Source organism: Fischerella sp. (assembly GCF_013388695.1).
Taxonomy (GTDB): Bacteria; Cyanobacteriota; Cyanobacteriia; order Cyanobacteriales; family Nostocaceae; genus PCC9605.
The window spans coordinates 23,398-41,146 of sequence record NZ_JACAEU010000149.1; the positions used below are offsets into that span (position 1 = coordinate 23,398).

The window sequence follows — 17,749 nt, forward strand, 5'->3', positions numbered from 1 at the left end:
GCTAAATGAGCGGGCTTTTGATTACTAAAAATTCATCATTTTGAATTGATAATTTAACTTTTAATCCTCATCTTATTCTTCTGCTAGGATGGTTTGAGTTGTTGGAGTTGTTGTCTCTTCTGGTGATTCACTTTCATAGGCAGATGCAAAGGAGCCTTTGGGTTCTTTGAGGAAGAAGGCACACATAAAAGCACAGACCATAGCCGCTATACCCATTGTGGAAAAGAGTGTAGGTGCATCGGTTAAGCTGAAAATTGTTAGATAAACAACGCCGCCAAAATTACCGTAAGCTCCGACATTGCCTGCAATTTGACCAGTAGCTTCCTTTTTAATTAGGGGTACAATACCGTAGGTTGCACCACAGCCAGCTTGGGCAAAGTAAGCAGCAAACATAGTGACTGCAATTGCTAAGGGAAGGGGCCAGCTACGGTTCATAAAATGTGCCATCAAATAGCCGACAGCGATGCCAGCGCTGATAATTGTCATAGTCCACTTACGGGAGCCGAACTTATCAGAAATTAAGCCGCCACTAGGACGAGAAATTAAGTTTAAAAATGGATAGGAGGCGGCAATCATCCCAGCTACGACATGCTCTAGACCAAAGGTTTTTTCAAAGAACGCAGGTAGCATGGAAACGGCAGCTAGTTCAGAACCAAAGTTAGTCACGTAAGTGAATTCGAGTAAGGCTACTTGGCTAAACTGATAGCGTTCAGAAGGTGCGTAAGTTTTCTTGCCAATTAAAAGTTCTTTGTTAACTTGATAAGCTTTGTAAGTTTGGTAAGCAAATAAGGCTGCTAATATCATCCACACCAGATACATTTGGCTCTGAGTTAGGAAGTGAATATTTTTTTGTTCTAAGCGCCAAGCTAATAAACCCAAGGCGAAAATCAACCCAAAATTTGAAATGATCATTGCCCAGAAGCTTTTAACACTGGTCACTTCCAAAGCACCATTTTTCTTGGGTCGTTTGTAGGCTTTGCCAGGAGGTGTATCTTGAACACTATTGTAATAAATTACACCGTAAATTGCCGCGATAATTCCTGTGAGGGCGATCGCAAATCGCCAATTGGAAGCACCACCAGTCATAAGGCTGGCAGCAACTGCAATCATAGGTAAGGTAAACTCCGCCCCAAAAGCACCAAAGTTACCCCAACCGCCATAAATGCCTTGGGCAATGCCAATTTCTTTGGGAGGGAACCATTCCGACACCATGCGGATGCCTACGACAAACCCTGCACCAACAATTCCCATTAGCAGGCGACTAATGACTAGATGACTAAAATTCTGTGATAGGGCCGTAGCTAAACAGGGAACAGCAGCAAACATTAGCAGCATTGAGTAGGTAATTCTGGGGCCAAAACGATCCAGAAGCATACCAATGACAATTCGTGCCGGAATCGTTAGGGCAAGGTTGCAGATACCCAAAGTTTTGATTTGCTCAGGCGCTAGATTTAGCTGCTTGCCAACGGTTGTCGCAAAGGGAGCAAAGTTAAACCAGCAGACAAAGGTGAGAAAAAAAGCAAACCAAGTCAAATGTAAGATGCGGTAGCGACCGTTGAATGAAAATAATCCTTTCAGCATTCTGTTGGTTGTTGGTTGTTGGTGGTTGGTTGTTGGTGGTTGGTTGTTGGTGGTTGGTTGTTAGTGGTTATTCCACCACTCTCCCACAGCCCCCAATCCCAGAGGGGGCCCCTAGCCCCCACTCCCCCATTCCCCTACTCCTCAGAGTGAGCGCAGCGGCGATACAGGAAGTCTAGGGCGTAGTTTCGCAGGTTATAGTATTTAGGATCTTCCATAATGCGGCGACGATTGCGGGGGCGAGCGAAAGGAATATTTAGCACTTCACCGATATTGGCAGCAGGGCCGTTAGTCATCATCACCAGCCTGTCTGCAAGGAAAAGTGCCTCATCAATGTCATGAGTAATCATCAATACCGTGACTCGATGTTCACGCCAGATTTGCAGCAGTTCTTCTTGCAGTTCTTCTCTGGTAATGGCATCCAATGCACCGAAGGGTTCATCCAAAATCAAAACTTGGGGACGGATGGAGAGGGCGCGAGCGATCGCTACTCGTTGCTTCATCCCACCAGAAATCTGACTGGGTTTCTTGTCAGCCGCTTCTGTCAGTCCCACCATCGCCAAATGTTCTTTGACGATCGCTCGTTTTTCTGCCTGGGTTTTACGGGGAAAAACGGAATCAACAGCCAAGTAAACATTATCAAATACACTCATCCAAGGCAGTAGGCAGTAGTTCTGGAATACCATCATCCGGTCTGGGCCTGGTTCGGTGATGGGGTTGTTTTGTAGGAGGACTACGCCATCGGTGGGCGTGTTGAAACCAGAAACCATGTTTAGCAGTGTTGATTTGCCGCAGCCAGAGTGACCGATAATGCAAACAAATTCACCTTCACGAACCTTGAGGTTAACTCCATCCAATACGGTATGAGGGCCATCAGGAGTTGGGTAGATTTTGTTTACACCTTCAATAACCAAAAAGTCTTCTGCTTTCTGGGTTTGCAGTTGATTGATATTGGTTTTGCTGCTAGTTCCGTTTAGTGTTCGCATGATGATTGTTGGTTGTTGGTGGTTAGTGGTTAGTTGTTAGTTGTTAGTGGTGAGCTAGCGCGCTCCAAAGGGGGTTTCCTCCATCAGCGATTGGCGCTCGCCCTTGCTGCGTGCCGGAGGCATCACCCAATCCCCGATCCCCGATCGCTAAATAAATACTTCTTCAACGCGGATCTGGCGTTTGATTTCCAGGCTTTGGAGATACTCTAGCGGTTTGGAAGGGTTAAAGACTTTACCATCAAATAAGTGAATGGGGTCATCCTGTCCGATATCAAGCAAGCCGAGATCGCGTGCAGCAGCACCGAATACGTCTGTGCGACAGACTCGTTCAATCACTTCCACCCAGTTTTTGGGGAAGGGTACTAAGCCCCAACGCGCCATTTGAGTAACCATCCACAGCAATTCAATGCGGTTTGGATAGTTGGTTTTATTGACATAGAACTGGTTATATGCTGTGAGTTGCTGAGGCTGAGTGCCATCGCCGCGATCGTAGGGGTCGATAAAACCGGGACGGGCGTATGCAGGATCGATATCAAGGTACTCGGGACGGCAAATTAATTCCAGAATTTCTTCGCGGTTGCGGAGATCGTCGCAGTATTTGCAAGCTTCTAAAAGCGCTTTGACCAAGGCAAGGTAAGTTTCTGGGTACTTCTGCGCCCACTCTTCCCGCACTCCCAGCACTTTTTTTGGCTGTCCTGACCAAATTTCTAGGGCAGTAGCAGCAACAAAGCCCACGTCTTCATGAACAGCAACGTAGTTCCAGGGTTCGCCAGCACAATAACCGTCAATATTTCCAGCTTTGAGTTGGGAAACCATTTGTGTTGGTGGTACTACCGTGAGGCTGATATCCCGATCGGGATCGATGCCACCAGCAGCTAGCCAGTAACGCAAAATTAAGTTCAGCATTGACGTCGGATGCACTATTCCCAAAGTGAGAACTTGGTCGGGAGAGGCATTAATCGCGGCTTTTAAGTCAGCTAGGTTTCTGACACCTTCGCTGTACAATCTTTTGCTTAAGGTAATGGCGTTAGCGTTACGGGAGAGATTCAGGGCATTGACTACGCAAATCGGTGTTTTGCCACCAGCGCCCAAGGTGAGAGCAAGGGGCATACCGGCGACCATCTGGGCGGCGTCTAGTCTGCCAGTAGCAACACCTTTGGCGATTTCTGTCCAATTGGGTTCGCGGTTGAGAGTAACTGCTTCTAACCCGTAATCAGCAAATAAGCCCTTTTCTTTAGCCACGATTAGAGGTGCAGCATCAGTCAGGGGCAGAAAGCCAATTTCCAAATTGACTTTTTCTAAACCGTTGCGGGATACAATTACTGGTGCCTCAACCTTAGCCTTGTGTTTCTTAAGGAGTTTTTGCTGGTTGAGGAAGTAAATCATTTCATTCCGCAGATTGTAGTAGCTGGGATGATTGACTACTTCTAAACGTTGGCGGGGACGGGGAATCGGCACTTCCAAAATTTGCCCGATATGAGCTTCCGGGCCGTTGGTGAGCATGACGATGCGATCGCTCAACAATAGCGCCTCATCCACATCGTGTGTCACCATCACACAGGTAACGTTGTGTTCATTACAGATTTTCATTAGTTGTTCTTGCAAGCTACCCCGCGTCAGGGCATCCAATGCCCCAAAGGGTTCGTCTAGCAGTAACAACTTGGGACGAATTGCGAGGGCGCGGCTGATCGCCACCCGTTGTTTCATTCCACCCGATAATTCGCTAGGACGTTTTTTGGCTGCATGACGCAGACCTACCATGTCAATGTGCTGTTCAACAATGGCATTGCGATCGCCCTTGGGCTTATTTTGATAAACTTCATCAACTGCTAGGGCGATGTTTTCCCGCACTGTTAACCAGGGTAGCAGCGAGTAATTTTGGAACACCACCATCCGGTCGGGCCCTGGATCTCTGACCTCGCGTCCTTCTAAAGTCACACCCCCAACACTTGCCCTATCTAAGCCTGCGATGATATTAAGCAAGGTAGATTTACCACAACCAGAGTGCCCAATCAGGGAAATAAATTCCCCTTGTTTGATTTTCAGTTCAATATTTTTCAGCGCGATATATTTACCGCCATTGGGGAGATTAAATACGCGATCGACGTGGTCAATTTCAACAAAAGTAGTCATTTGTTCTTTGTTAGTAGTTAGTAGTTATTAGTCATCAGTTCTTAACTCTTGACTCTTGACTACTTCTGTTCTTCAGGAACAACTTTACTAGCTACAAAACCAACCAATCTATCTAGCAACAAACCCACCAAACCAACATAAATCAGCGCTAGGATAATCTCGCTCAGATTGGTTTCTGTAGTAGTGTTGTAGGCATCCCAAATAAACGAACCAATTCCTACACCACCGACCAACATCTCAGCCGCGACAATTGCTAGCCAAGATAAACCAATGCCAATTCTTAACCCTGTGAATATATAAGGAACAGTAGCAGGGAACACAATTTTTAAGAAATACTTTGGCCCTTTTAGCTTTAAAACTCTAGCAACATTTATGTAATCTTGAGGAATTTGTTGCACACCTACAGTGGTGTTAATCAGAATTGGCCAAATAGAAGTAATGAAAATTACGAAAATTGCTGAAGGATTAGCCTGTTGAAATGCTGCCAGTGAAATCGGTAGCCATGCCAAGGGCGGCACAGTTCGCAACACTTGAAAGATGGGGTCTACAGCATTGTAGAGTAATTTATTAGCACCAATGAAAATTCCCAACGCAATTCCGACAATTGCTGCTAGAGAAAACCCTAGACCAACCCGTCCCAGGCTACTGAGTATCTGCCAGCCTAAGCCTTTATCACTTTCGCCATTATCAAAAAATGGATCGATGATAAAAGGGTCCCAAGTTTCCGAAAAGGTTTCGATTGGGCCAGGCAATTTAAAGTTAGGGTTTAAACAAAGTAGTTGCCATATCACCAAAAAAATAGCTATTGCTACTATTGGTGGCAGAACTTTTTTCAAAATTATTTTATTTATATTCTTGCGGGAATTTTTTCTGATAACACGACTCCCAATAGTAGCTGTCATTTTCTACGTTCTCCCATTGCGTTCCAGTTGACTGAATTTAACTTTTTAAAGGCATAAAAAAAGGGGCTCTAAAATTGTAAATATGCCAATTTTCTAGCCTCTGAACCCACAATTAGACTTTCTTGATTTTCAAACTCTGCAAATATTGTTCGGGTTTTTCTGGATCGAATTTGACACCATCAAAGAAAGTCTCAACTCCACGAGAAGTACTAGTAGGAATTTCGGAATCGGGAACACCAAGGGCTTTAGCAGCTTTCTTCCACAAATCTTCTTTGTTAACTTCATCTACAATTTCTTTAACTTTGGTATCTTTTGGTAAATAACCCCAGCGAATCTCTTCTGTTAAAAACCAAATATCGTGGCTCTTGTAAGGATATGAAGCATTATCTGCCCAGAACTTCATCCGGTATTGGAAGTCCTTGGCTGTACGTCCATCGCCGTAATCTATATTGCCTTTAGCCCGTTCTAATATATCTGCGGCAGCAACGTTAAAGTATTTGCGGCCAGAGACGATTTTGCACATCTCTTCTTTGTTTTCTGGGCGATCGCACCACTGCTGGGCTTCCATGATTGCCATCACCACCGCCTGTGCAGCATTGGGGTTTTGATCAACCCAATCTTTCCGCATAGCAAAGGCTTTTTCTGGATGGTTGTTCCACAACTCACCTGTAACTAGGGCTGTGTAGCCCAATTTTTGGCTCACCAATTGGGCGTTCCAAGGTTCTCCCACACAAAAGGCATCGACGGTGCCAACTTTCATATTCGCCACCATTTGTGGTGGTGGTACTGGTTCCAAAGTCACATCTTGATCTGGATTGATACCGCCTGCTGCTAGCCAGTAGCGCATCCACAAATCATGAGTACCACCAGGGAAAGTCATGGCAACTTTCATAGCTTGTTTGTTGGCTTTGGCTTGATCGGCAGCTTCTTTTAGCGCCTTGCTTTGCAAGCCGACTTTCAAATCTTTTAATTTATTAGCAACAGAGATACCCTGACCGTTGGTATTTAACCGTGCCAAGATATACATCGGCACTTTATCGTTGATGGTCATGAGATAGGGCATCGGGCTGAGAATGTGTGCGCCATCAATGCCATCGCCTGCTGAACCGATTTTCAAGTTATCGCGGGTGACAGGCCATGATTTTTGCTTAATCACCTCGACATCCGTCATGCCGTACTTAGCAAACAAGCCCTTTTCCTTGGCAACAATTAAGGGAGCAGAATCAGTTAGAGCGATAAATCCTAACTTGGCTTTGGTCGTTTCTACTTTCGGAGCATTATTTGCTGTATTGACGTTGGTAGCTGGGGTAGCGCTGCCTGGTGAGGGTGTATCACCGCTTGTTGTGGCTGTATTAGTACCGGAAGAACAAGCGTGAGTCAGGACGGAAACAGCTGCCGCAGCGCCAGTGGTGAAAATAAATTGTCTTCGAGAAAAATTGGTCATTTGTCCTGTTGTTAGTAGTTAGTAGTTAGTAGTTAGTAGTTAGTAGTTGGTAGTTGGTAGTTGGTAGTTGGTAGTTGGTAGTTGGTAGTTAACCACTATCCACTATCCACTAACCACTAACTAATGAATTACTAAAGCTTCTTGCCTGGGTTTTGCTCCAAAATGCTTAATCAACAGATCTTGCAACACTGGCTGCAAGTCTTCACAAGGAACGCCTTTTTGCACACAAGTTCCTAAATGTGCGTCTTTGCCTACTTTACCGCCCATGTAGATATCAACCCCTTCTACAGCTTTGCCATTTTTACGGGCTTTGGTTCCCATCAAGCCAATATCTGCAACTTGGGGCTGTCCGCAAGAGTTGGGGCAACCTGTCCAATGAATTCGTACTGGACGGGTGAGTTCTACTTGCTCTTCCAAGGTTTTAATCGTTGTCAGGGCGCGGTTTTTGGTTTCAATCAAGGCAAAGTTGCAAAATTGTGAGCCAGTGCAAGAAACGAGCGATCGCGCTAATGGTTTGGGGTCAACGCTAAACTTTTCTAGCAGTGACTCTGCTAAAAACAGTGCCAAGCGTGAATCAGGAACATTAGGTACGATCGCGTTCTGCTCAACTGTAAGACGGATTTCACCGCTGCCGTACACATCTGCCAGACGTGCTATTTCAAACATATCTTCAGCAGTTAACCGACCAACAGGAACGTGTAACCCTACATAGTTCAATCCTGGTTGTTTTTGTTTGTATACCCCAACATGGTCGCGTTTTTCCCAATCAATTTCGTCTTTTGGCGCAGCGCTGATTAATGGTTTACCCAAGCGCTGTTCGACTTCTGAACGAAACTTTTCTAAACCCCATTCGTCAATCAACCACATTAGGCGGGATTTCAGACGATTGGCACGCAAGCCGCGATCGCGAAAAACTTCCAAAACTGCTCTACATACGGCAACCACATCTTCTGGCGGTACCCAAGCATTTAAAGGAATAGCCGCTTCGCAACGTTTGGCAGAAAAGAATCCACCCACCAAGATGTTGAAACCAAAGACTTTACTGGTGGGGTGGTGGGGTGATGGGGTGGTGGGGAGAGAACTTACCCCAATCTCCCCATCTCCCCATCTCCCAATCTCCCCCTCCTCCCGGAAAGCAGGTACAAAAGCTAAATCATTAATCTCCGCGTGAACAGAATTGTCCCGTCCGCCTGTGATGGCAATATTAAACTTCCGTGGTAGATTGGTGAACTCTGGATTACCTTCGCCTTTGTTGGTGAGCATGTCTTGAATTTGTTGCACCAACTCGCGCGTGTCGAATAACTCATCCGCATCTAAACCTGCCACGGGGTCGCCTGTAATGTTGCGGACGTTATCCATCCCTGACTGCACGCTGGTTAAGCCAACCGTATGAAATTTCTGAAAAATTTCTGGTAAGTCTTCAATCCGGATGCCTCGCAATTGGATATTCTGCCTTGTAGTAATGTCAGCGCTGCCGTCATCGCCGTAACGTTGCACTACTTCCCCAAGCACTCGCATCTGATGACTCGTGAGAATACCGTTCGGCATCCGCATCCGCATCATAAATTTACCCGGAGTAACTGGGCGAAAAAACACACCCACCCACTTTAGGCGATGATCGCGGTCAGTTTCGTCCATTGCCTCCCATCCTTGAGAGGCAAATTTCTCTATCTCTGCCTTGACGGCGAGTCCATCTTTTTCGGCCTTAAATTTCTCGAATCGATTGAGGCTGGCTGTGATGGTAGTTGCTGCGTCTGTCATGATTACTCATAGGTCATAGGTCATTAGTCATCAGTCATCAGTCTTTGACAAATGACTAATGACAAGGGCATTTTGTCAACTATTCAATTCAATTTGGATACTGATTTTTTTTATTTACATCCACTTAGGTTAAAGTTGTGAAAACATAAAATTCGTATAGCTTGTTACGAAATGTATGCGAAAGTGTATAAAACGTATTATAAATATGCATTTTTTGCATGAATTTTAACCCAGAGTGGGCGTAATGCGCTTAATTAAAGGCGATCGCAGATATTTGTAGTTAGTGGATAGTAGATAGTGGTTAGTGGGCAGAACAACCAACTGAAAAAGGGGTGTAGGGGAGTGGGGGAGTGGGAGATGGGGAGAGGGGGAGAGTGGGAGAATAACAAGCACTAACCACTAACCACTAACTACTAACTACTAACTACTAACTACTAACCACCAACCATCAACCACCAACTATTAGTAGTGAATAACATCAACCAGCTTTTAATACAGGCGCAAGCAGCACATAATGCAGCCAACTGGCAACTTTTAATTCAATGCTTGCAACAGTTGACTCAACAAGAGAATTCAAAAAACCTAGAAAGTTTGGAAAACCAAGAAAAGCTGCTGGAATTAGCACTTTCTGTTTTAATAATGGGAGATTTTCAGCAACGTTGGGAGATCGCCAAAGTGTTTGTATGTCTGGGAGCGATCGCGATTTCCCCACTGATTGAAATATTGACAGACGAGGAGGCAGAGGAAGAATTACGCTGGTATGCGGCGCGACTGCTGGGAGAGTTTCAGCAGCCAGAGGCAATTGCTGCATTAGTAGAATTACTGAAAATAGAGGATGATGAAGAACTAAGGACAATGGCAGCAGCAGCACTGGGGCAAATGGGTACGTATGCTATTGCTGCCTTGACAGAACTCCTGGCAGATGAACAGACACGTCTTTTGGCAGTGCGATCGCTGTGTATCATCCGGCATAAAGAAACTATCGCACCGCTGTTGAGTGTAGTAGACGATCCCCAAATCAGCGTCCGTGCTGCTGCAATAGAAGCTCTTAGCAGCTTTCACGATGAACGCATACCACCAGTACTTTTGCGTGCGTTGGATGATATTGCTGCCTCAGTTAGACGGGAAGCAGTACTGGGTTTGAGTTTTCGTCCTGACTTGCGCGAACCATTAGATTTGGTAACAAGATTGCAATCTAAGCTTTATGACTTTAACCTTGAGGTTTGTTGTGCGGCAGCAGTTGCCCTGTCACGCATGGGTGGTGAAGACGCAGCCAAGCACTTATTTCAGGTGCTGATGTCGCCTCATACGCCAGTGAAACTGCAACTAGAAACTATCCGCGCTCTCTGTTGGATGGAGATGCCATCTAGTTTGGAATATCTCCGCACAGCGCTTAACCAACTAGAATCAGTGACGCTATGGCAGGAAATTGTGACAGTTCTGGGGAGAGTCAGCAATCCCCAATTAGCCTCGCTAGCAGCAGAAATATTATTGGCCATGCTGGAACAAAAACATCCAGCAGTTGAGATTGCCGCAATCAAAAGAGCGATCGCGCTGTCTTTAGGACAATTAGGCAGGATGGAAGCAATCGAACCATTGACTAAACTTTTGACAGATCCTGACGAATTAGTAAGACTACACGCGATCGCGGCGCTGAAGAATCTTGCTCCTCAAGGGGAGTAATCAAATTAAAAATTAAAAATGTAAAATTTAAAATTTAAAATTTTTAATTCCCCGAACGAGAGAATATATTTCCTCTACCTCTTGCATGTTTACCTAATCTTATTTAAAGATAAGAATCAAAAATTGTTCAGGTTACATTGGATTAAAAATTTCATTGAAAGACTGGTATCGGCGTAAATAGGCAATAACTAGCATAGAAACTCGAATTTCTAATAAAGAACTAGATGTAACAAACTCTACTAAATTGTTGTTAAAAATACGTTAAGTTAATGAAATCCATAATGTAATTCAGGCTACGACAACATGCGATTAGAGCAGTTGCAAGCCTTTCTAGCGATCGCGGAAACCGGTAGCTTTCAAGGGGCAGCAAGAAAATGTAGTGTTACCCAATCAACTATCAGTCGCCAAATCCAGGGGCTGGAAGCGGATTTGGGCTTGGAACTGTTTCATAGAACGGGTCAGGCGAAGCTGACGGTTGCAGGTGAACGCTTGTTACCCCGTGCGCGTAAAATTTGCCAAGAGTGGCAAACAGCCACGCAGGAAATAGCAGATTTAGTAGCAGGAAAACAGCCCGAATTGTGCATTGCAGTGATTCACTCGCTGTGTGCTTATTACTTACCGCCGGTTTTGCAACAGTTTTGTCACGATTATCCACAAGTACAATTGCGGGTGACATCCTTGGGTAGCGATCGCGCCTTAAAAGTCCTCAAAGATGGACTAGTAGATGTGGCCATTGTCATGAATAATCGCTTTTTAACTGCTGGAAAAGAAATAGTGGTAGAAGTTTTATATGATGAACCTATAGAAGTTCTGACAGCAGCCAATCACCCCCTAGCACAATATGAACGCATTCCTTGGTCAGAGTTAATTCGTTATCCGCAGGTAGTTTTCAAAGATGGTTATGGTATGCAACGCCTTGTCCAAGATCGGTTTGAGCGCCTGCAAGCTACACTCCAAGCAGTCTTGGAAGTCAACACCTTAGATGCCTTCCGGGGAGTAGTACGTCAAGGAGAATTGGTGGCTTTGCTACCTAATTCGGCATTAGTAGAAGCACGTAAAGACCCTACCTTAGCGGTTCGTCCCCTAGCCAGCAATTGTGCTTTAGCTGATAATTCAAGTTTTACTCGCCGAGTCGTAATGGTTACTACTCAAGACCGCCTGCAAATTCCTCCTATTCAGCATTTTTGGCAATTAGTGCGAGATAATGTACCGCCAAAAGTTACTCTAGAGCTTTCGGTTTGTTAGTAAAGAGTTAGTAGTTAGTGGTTAGTAGATAGTAGTGATAAAGTCAACTACTAACTACTAACCACTATCCACTATCCACTAACTATTGCGCTATGAGCAATGTATTTCGGGAATTACTGAAAAAGGTCGGCAGCGGTAATCATACGGGGGAAAATTTGACTCGTGAAGAAGCTGCTGCGGCCACAAAGATGATATTGCTGGGTGAAGCGACACCAGTTCAGATCGGGGCGTTTTTGATTGCTCACCGGATCAAACGTCCTACGGGGGAAGAGTTGGCTGGGATGTTGGATGCCTATGATGAACTAGGACCCAAACTAAAACCGATCGCTTCGCCACGATCTATCATGGTTTTAGGTATACCTTATGATGGCAGAACTCGCACCGCACCGATTAGCCCCATTACAGCATTATTATTAGCCACAGCTGGGCAACCAGTACTGATGCATGGGGGCGATCGCTTGCCGACAAAGTATGGTTTGCCCCTAGTGGAAGTTTGGCAGGGTTTAGGAGTTGATTGGACTGGTTTGCCGCTGGAAAAAACCCAGCAGGTATTTGAGCAAACTGGAATTGGCTTTGTTTATACCCCTCAGCATTTTCCCTTAACGCAAAGTATTTGGGAATACCGCGACCAACTGGGCAAGCGTCCACCTTTTGCCACAATGGAGCTAATTTGGTGTCCTTATGCTGGCGATGCTCATATTGTCGCGGGGTATGTCCATCCTCCTACAGAAGCTATGTTTCAGGAAGCCTTAGCGCGGCGAGGAGTAACAAATTTTACCACTATCAAAGGATTGGAAGGCAGTTGCGACCTACCGCGCGATCGCACTGCTATTATTGGTTTATTAAAACCTGCGACTACACATGAAATAGAACGATTGCATTTGGTTCCCCGCGAATATGGATTTACCACCAAAAACGTACCCCTGGATACTACTGAAGAACTTGTAGTCCAAATGCAAGGAGTATTACAAGCCATACCTTCGGAACTGATGCAAACAGCCTTGTGGAACGGTGGGTTTTACCTGTGGCGTTCTGGTATTTGTTCAGATATGCGATCGGGTATAGCTCAAGCAGAAGAATTATTAACAAGTGGTGCAGTTGCAGCTAAACTCCAGGAAATTTCTTCGCTAGTCCAGAGTCAAGCGTCAATGGTCAATAGATGTACAGATGTGCCGTGGCGCGTCTCTACTTTTTAACCAAAAACTCTTAATTTTTCCGCTCAATGGCATCTCTTGTAATTTTATACGCTTCCACAAAAGTTCGATAGGATTCTTGAGAGATATTTTCTGCGATCAAATCAGTTGCCACCCGTTCGAGAATTGCATCTAACTCTTGTTGAAGTAAATTTTGATTTATTGTTTTATCTTGCAGTAATGCAACTGCGGCTTTGATATATTCCGCAGAAATTTCTCTTTGCTTTTGTTCAATTTCTTGATAAGTAATTTGTCCTTCTCTTTCTATGGCTTCTCTAGTAGTTTTATAGGCTTCATTAAAAGTTCGGAATGACTCTTGAGAAATCCTTTCGGCGATTAAAGCTTCAGCAGCTTTTTTGAAAGTTTCATCAAGTTTTTTTTGCCTATCTTCCAGATTGCCTAGACTTTTATCCATGAGATTTATAGCTGAATGAATATAATCATCAGCTTCATCTTTTTTCCCACGCTCAATCCATAACTTCAGTTGCTTGAACCAGGAGGCTACTAGGAGAAAAATTGTTAAAATTAGAGCTAAAAAGTCTGCATTTTCTTGGACAAAAGAAGGTTTATCGCGCTCGTAAAAGGCAACTGCGCCTGGATGGATAGGAATGCCTGTTCCGTCGTTCTCTCGGGGACGGCTAATACTAGCGACTAAGGGTTTTACTTCCGCATGTTTTTCAGCGATCGCATTTGCGATCGCTTGACGATTTTCAAAGATAATTCGGGTGATTTGTTGAATCACATTGTTATCTACTTGCTCACCAGCCACCAGTAGTCTATCCACTGCCACTGTATCCAGTTCAATCCCAGGCATAGGAGGATTGCCTCTGTATGCCCCTTGAGGAATTTTGGCAGATTCAAAGGCAGGATATTTTATTTTCATTGCTTGTGCCTGGGTAATAGGCAGCAAACGTCCATCCTGATCTTGCACAAGCTGAGCGATACCAAGATTACCTAAAGCGCGAACGCGAAACAATGCATCTGCCCTTTTAGCTTTAAAATCTTCTTCTGCTTGCTTATCATCGTAATATTTGCTTTTTAAGCCTGAGATGACAAAATCAGGCTTGTCTGCTTTCATCAGACCGTAATGTTCTGCGACTTTCACAAAAGATTGATATTGCCCACCTCTAGCAGGTAAAGCGATTGTTTTACCCCGAAGGTGATTAAATTGTTTAATGCTGGGATCTCTGACTACCAACTGAAACAAATCCTGATACAAAACGGCAACAGCTGTTGGAGATACTTTATCCTGAGATTGTTGTGGTTGAGATTGGCGGCTTTCTACCAAATCCATTTCTTGACCGACAACATCCGCTTGAGCCGTTGCTAACTCAGCTTTTCCGTCTTGTAACAATTGCAGGTTTTGTGATGTGCCGCCAGTTGGTAGTAATTTAATATTAATGTGAGATTTTTGTTTAACCACTTTTTGAATGGCTTCGCTGATAATATAACTTTCTCCTTCTGGGTCTCCAGCAGCAAGGGTAAGTTGAGGTGCCGTCAGACGGAGAAAAATATTCCAGATGATGATGATAACTAAGCCTATACTGGCAATTCCAAGACTAATAAATACTAACTTTGATTGGGGATCGAGCTTTTCAAAAAAACTGATCGGATTCGCCTTAGCAGGAGTTTTTGATGCCATATATGCAAAATGGTTGTTTCAGAAAGGAAATGTATAACGAGATGCTCATAATTTGTTTTTCCTGATATAAATCAACCCTTAGTTAGATTTTTAGGCAATCCACCATTAGATAGATAGATATTATTCAGCTTCACTCTCAAGAAAGAGAAATTCCAACAGTATTGTTGGGTAAATTTTGGTCAGTAAATTTAATTCTGTAAAAGTCCTAGTGAAGATGAATAACATCAAAGATAACAAACTTGTAGAAAATATTATTCCATCACAACCACCCATTGAGCCACAATCCGATGCCCATGTACTGAAGGCTCGTTTAGAGTGGGGCGAACCAGCTTTGACAATTCTGGATGTGCGCGATCGCAATACCTTCAACAACGGTCACATCATGGGCGCAATGCCAATGCCATTAGATCAATTGGTAGATCGGGCAGTTGCATCCATAGCGAAAGTTCGTGATATATATGTTTATGGTGCCAATGATGAAGAAACTGCCCAAGCTGCACAAATGCTGAGGCAAGCTGGATTTGAACATGTATCCGAACTCAGAGGTGGTTTGGCAGCATGGAAGGCAATTGGCGGCCCAACAGATGGTGTTATTGAAGCACATGAAATTCCTGGCCCTGGTGCATACAATGTTGTTGACCGACTAAAAGAACACACAGAAACTCAGGAAAAAGAAGTATAAATTTAGTCAAGAGTCAAGAGTCAAGAGTCAAGAGTTAAAATAATTCTGGACTTTGGACTTTTTGACTCTGGACTCCGCATAGCGGATTCAGTGTTCAAACACATCCTTGAAGTGCAACAAATCCAAGGAAACTATAGTTGGTAAACACTGAAAGCATTGTTGAGCAATTTCCCAACGTTCCTCTCGTTGCAGCATTGCTATCAATTTCTCTCGCACACTCAGTAGATAGCGCACATCATTTGCAGCGTAACTCAGTTGCGCTTCTGTTAAGCTGGCAGCGTTTCCCCAGTCAGAACTTTGAGAACTTTTATCGAGTTCCACTTGTTCCAACTCTATCACCAAGTCTTTGAGACCGTGGCGTTGGGTGTAGGTTCGTACTAACTTACTGGCTATTTTGGTACAAAAAACAGGATTGACTTTAATATCGAGATGGTAACGCAAGGCGGCAATATCGAAACGAGCAAAGTGAAATACTTTCAGGATATTTGCCGCTTCCAGTAGTTTTTTTAAGTTAGGGGCTTGTGTTTGCCCTTTGGCAATACGGATCGCAGTTACTTTGCCTTCTGGGTTACACAACTGTACCAAACACAAGCGATCGCGTTGTGGTATTAATCCCATTGTCTCTGTATCAACAGCGATCGCATCAGCTTTTAAATAATGGGATAGACTCATATCGCTAAGATCGCGATCGCAAATCTGAAAATTTTGTAATTCCATGAACCACCACAAAATAAATGCAATGTCTACTAGAGCAAAGTCCTGCGAGACACTACATTATTCTAGTAGTTGGTGGTTGGTGTTTGGTTGGTAGATAGTAGATAGTAGTTAGTTGATTACCACTAACCACTAACCACTAACTACTAACAGTCAACACGAGAAATACATTTATTTATGCTGAATACATTCATTTATTACGAAGAAAAATTTGCGTTAAGTAAACTTCACCTTTACTATTAGTTGCGACACCAATTCCAGTTAAATTGTAATTGCCTTTAATATTGATAAGATGATCGGGACTGTTGAGCCAGCCAGTAAAAGCTTCGGCGGCAGGGTCGCTATATCCTTGATTAACAGCAACATTCTCAGCAGCACTTTTGTAACGAAGAGCAATTGCATTGACTCGCTGTTTAAATCCATCGTGGCTAAACGGAACCTTACCGTTAGCCATATTTTTACTGTGAATTCTTGCCTGTTTAGTGATACTTGGGTTGAGAACCAATTTTGGTAGACCTTGAGAAATTCGATATCGATTAATTCGAGCAAATACTGATTTTTCTAAATCAGTTGTTTTGAAATTAATAGAAGTCGCAATCGGAGGTGATGAAATCGACAACACCTGATTTACGAACAGTTTATTTTTGGAAGTGTTACCTGAGGTAGTGGTTTTGAATCCACTAGCAAGGACAAGCATACTTAAAGCAATGCCAAAAGCAGATTGTCTAATCATGTACAATTACGTAGTGTATTTAAGTTATTAGGACAAGCACTCTGGTTTTTGGTTTCTTAAGATACCTGTATAATTTGCAGTATCAAGGCTTTTCCAGATGTTTACCTATCCCGATTTTGGCGTTAATTACGGGTAATTACAATCCTATAAATGTGAAGTAATTTCAAATCAAAAATGAAAAAATCAAGAAGTTAAATAGATACAGGATTTTTGTTTAGTATTAACACTTAATCAGACATACTGATAGTTGTGCAAAATTTCATCTATCTTATGGCTGAATAGAAGCTAAGCTTGTTTACTTTCCTTCTATATTCTTGATGGGTGTCAGCAAAATTAGATTATGCACTTTTCATAATTAGCGAATAGGGAATTGGGGATTGGGGATTGGGGATTGGGAATAGATGAAAATTATGAATGCTGAAAATTTCATAATTCATAATTCATAATTCATAATTCATAATTTTTATGCCCATCGCTCTCTGCCTGGCAATAAAATTAAATAAGTCTTAAATGGTCTCAACGCTTACTCTTACAGGCTTCTAGAGTTGATATCTTCCTGCCAGCATAGAAGCTTTAGACAGCCGAATTCAAATTACCGAGTGAAATTGATGAGTCAAATTAATGGATTTGTTGGGCGTCGTCATTTCTTGAAGCTGGCAGGTACAGGAAGCGTTGGCATTTTGGCTAGTGCAGCTGGTTGTAGCTTGACCAAGGATATACAACAAGCGATCGCTCCCCAAGCAACCTTGGCTGATGCAGTAGCAGCTAATCGTAATCCAGTCAATGCCGATCGAGCTTTAAAACGATTGCTGGATGGAAATCAACGATTTGTACAGCAAAAGCGTAAATATCCAGATCAATCTTTGGAACGCATACGATTGGTTGCTAAAACCCAATATCCTTTTGCTGCTATATTTGGCTGTGCAGATTCTAGCCCTCTTCTGTCACTTTCCGGAGTTAGCTAGTAGAAAATAAGTTAAATTATCCAGAAGCATAACAAGGTTTAAATTGATTCATTGCAGCAATTAAATGATTGAATCCCAGCAATAAATG

The 17,749-nt window shown here is 43.5% G+C and carries 13 protein-coding genes and 1 pseudogene; 5 read left to right on the plus strand and 9 right to left on the minus strand.

Annotation, left to right across the window (positions count from 1 at the left end):
- Positions 1–72: 72 nt before the first annotated feature.
- The 6 genes from HXY43_RS19955 to HXY43_RS19980 all read right to left on the minus strand — a co-directional run bounded on the left by HXY43_RS19955 (position 73) and on the right by HXY43_RS19980 (position 8,804).
- Positions 73–1,581, minus strand: a complete 1,509-nt coding sequence (locus HXY43_RS19955) for a NarK family nitrate/nitrite MFS transporter (protein WP_290886625.1) — start codon at positions 1,579–1,581, stop codon at positions 73–75.
- A gap of 134 nt (positions 1,582–1,715) precedes the next feature.
- Positions 1,716–2,564 carry a nitrate ABC transporter ATP-binding protein gene (locus HXY43_RS19960; protein ID WP_290886628.1) on the minus strand — a complete coding sequence of 283 codons (849 nt, stop codon included), beginning with the start codon at positions 2,562–2,564 and terminating at the stop codon, positions 1,716–1,718.
- Positions 2,565–2,711: 147 nt separating this feature from the next.
- Positions 2,712–4,697: a nitrate ABC transporter ATP-binding protein gene (locus HXY43_RS19965; protein WP_290886631.1), complete on the minus strand. Its 1,986-nt coding sequence runs from the start codon at positions 4,695–4,697 to the stop codon at positions 2,712–2,714.
- Positions 4,698–4,756: 59 nt separating this feature from the next.
- The gene (gene ntrB / locus HXY43_RS19970) at positions 4,757–5,599 is read right to left on the minus strand and encodes a nitrate ABC transporter permease (RefSeq protein ID WP_290886634.1); all 843 of its coding nucleotides are present in this window, start codon (positions 5,597–5,599) and stop codon (positions 4,757–4,759) included.
- A gap of 112 nt (positions 5,600–5,711) precedes the next feature.
- The gene (locus HXY43_RS19975; protein WP_290886637.1) at positions 5,712–7,043 is read right to left on the minus strand and encodes a CmpA/NrtA family ABC transporter substrate-binding protein; all 1,332 of its coding nucleotides are present in this window, start codon (positions 7,041–7,043) and stop codon (positions 5,712–5,714) included.
- A gap of 120 nt (positions 7,044–7,163) precedes the next feature.
- Positions 7,164–8,804 (minus strand): ferredoxin--nitrite reductase, encoded by a 1,641-nt coding sequence (locus HXY43_RS19980; protein ID WP_290886640.1) that lies wholly within the window; start codon positions 8,802–8,804, stop codon positions 7,164–7,166.
- Positions 8,805–9,272: 468 nt separating this feature from the next.
- Between HXY43_RS19980 and HXY43_RS19985 the strand changes: the two genes are divergently transcribed.
- The 3 genes from HXY43_RS19985 (at position 9,273) to HXY43_RS19995 (ending at position 12,928) form a co-directional block, all read left to right on the plus strand.
- Positions 9,273–10,487 carry a HEAT repeat domain-containing protein gene (locus tag HXY43_RS19985; RefSeq protein WP_290886643.1) on the plus strand — a complete coding sequence of 405 codons (1,215 nt, stop codon included), beginning with the start codon at positions 9,273–9,275 and terminating at the stop codon, positions 10,485–10,487.
- A 303-nt stretch (positions 10,488–10,790) separates the two neighbouring features.
- Positions 10,791–11,732, plus strand: a complete 942-nt coding sequence (locus tag HXY43_RS19990; protein WP_290886646.1) for a LysR family transcriptional regulator — start codon at positions 10,791–10,793, stop codon at positions 11,730–11,732.
- A 92-nt stretch (positions 11,733–11,824) separates the two neighbouring features.
- Entirely contained in the window at positions 11,825–12,928 is a 1,104-nt protein-coding gene (locus tag HXY43_RS19995; protein ID WP_290886649.1) for an anthranilate phosphoribosyltransferase family protein, read from the plus strand.
- Positions 12,929–12,938: 10 nt separating this feature from the next.
- Here the strand turns inward: HXY43_RS19995 and HXY43_RS20000 are convergent, their stop codons facing one another.
- Positions 12,939–14,567 (minus strand): TAXI family TRAP transporter solute-binding subunit, encoded by a 1,629-nt coding sequence (locus tag HXY43_RS20000; protein WP_290886652.1) that lies wholly within the window; start codon positions 14,565–14,567, stop codon positions 12,939–12,941.
- A 214-nt stretch (positions 14,568–14,781) separates the two neighbouring features.
- Between HXY43_RS20000 and HXY43_RS20005 the strand changes: the two genes are divergently transcribed.
- Complete coding sequence (locus HXY43_RS20005) at positions 14,782–15,249, plus strand: rhodanese-like domain-containing protein (protein ID WP_026732023.1); 468 nt, start codon at positions 14,782–14,784, stop codon at positions 15,247–15,249.
- An 87-nt stretch (positions 15,250–15,336) separates the two neighbouring features.
- Here HXY43_RS20005 and HXY43_RS20010 read toward each other — a convergent pair whose 3' ends face one another.
- Positions 15,337–15,966, minus strand: a complete 630-nt coding sequence (locus tag HXY43_RS20010; protein ID WP_290886656.1) for a ribonuclease H-like domain-containing protein — start codon at positions 15,964–15,966, stop codon at positions 15,337–15,339.
- Positions 15,967–16,153: 187 nt separating this feature from the next.
- Entirely contained in the window at positions 16,154–16,696 is a 543-nt protein-coding gene (locus HXY43_RS20015; protein WP_290886659.1) for a CAP domain-containing protein, read from the minus strand.
- Between the two features lie 608 nt (positions 16,697–17,304).
- On the opposite strand from HXY43_RS20015, the pseudogene HXY43_RS20020 reads away from it, so the two are divergent.
- A pseudogene (locus HXY43_RS20020) lies at positions 17,305–17,628 on the plus strand (carbonic anhydrase); the annotation flags it as partial.
- Positions 17,629–17,749 lie beyond the last annotated feature (121 nt).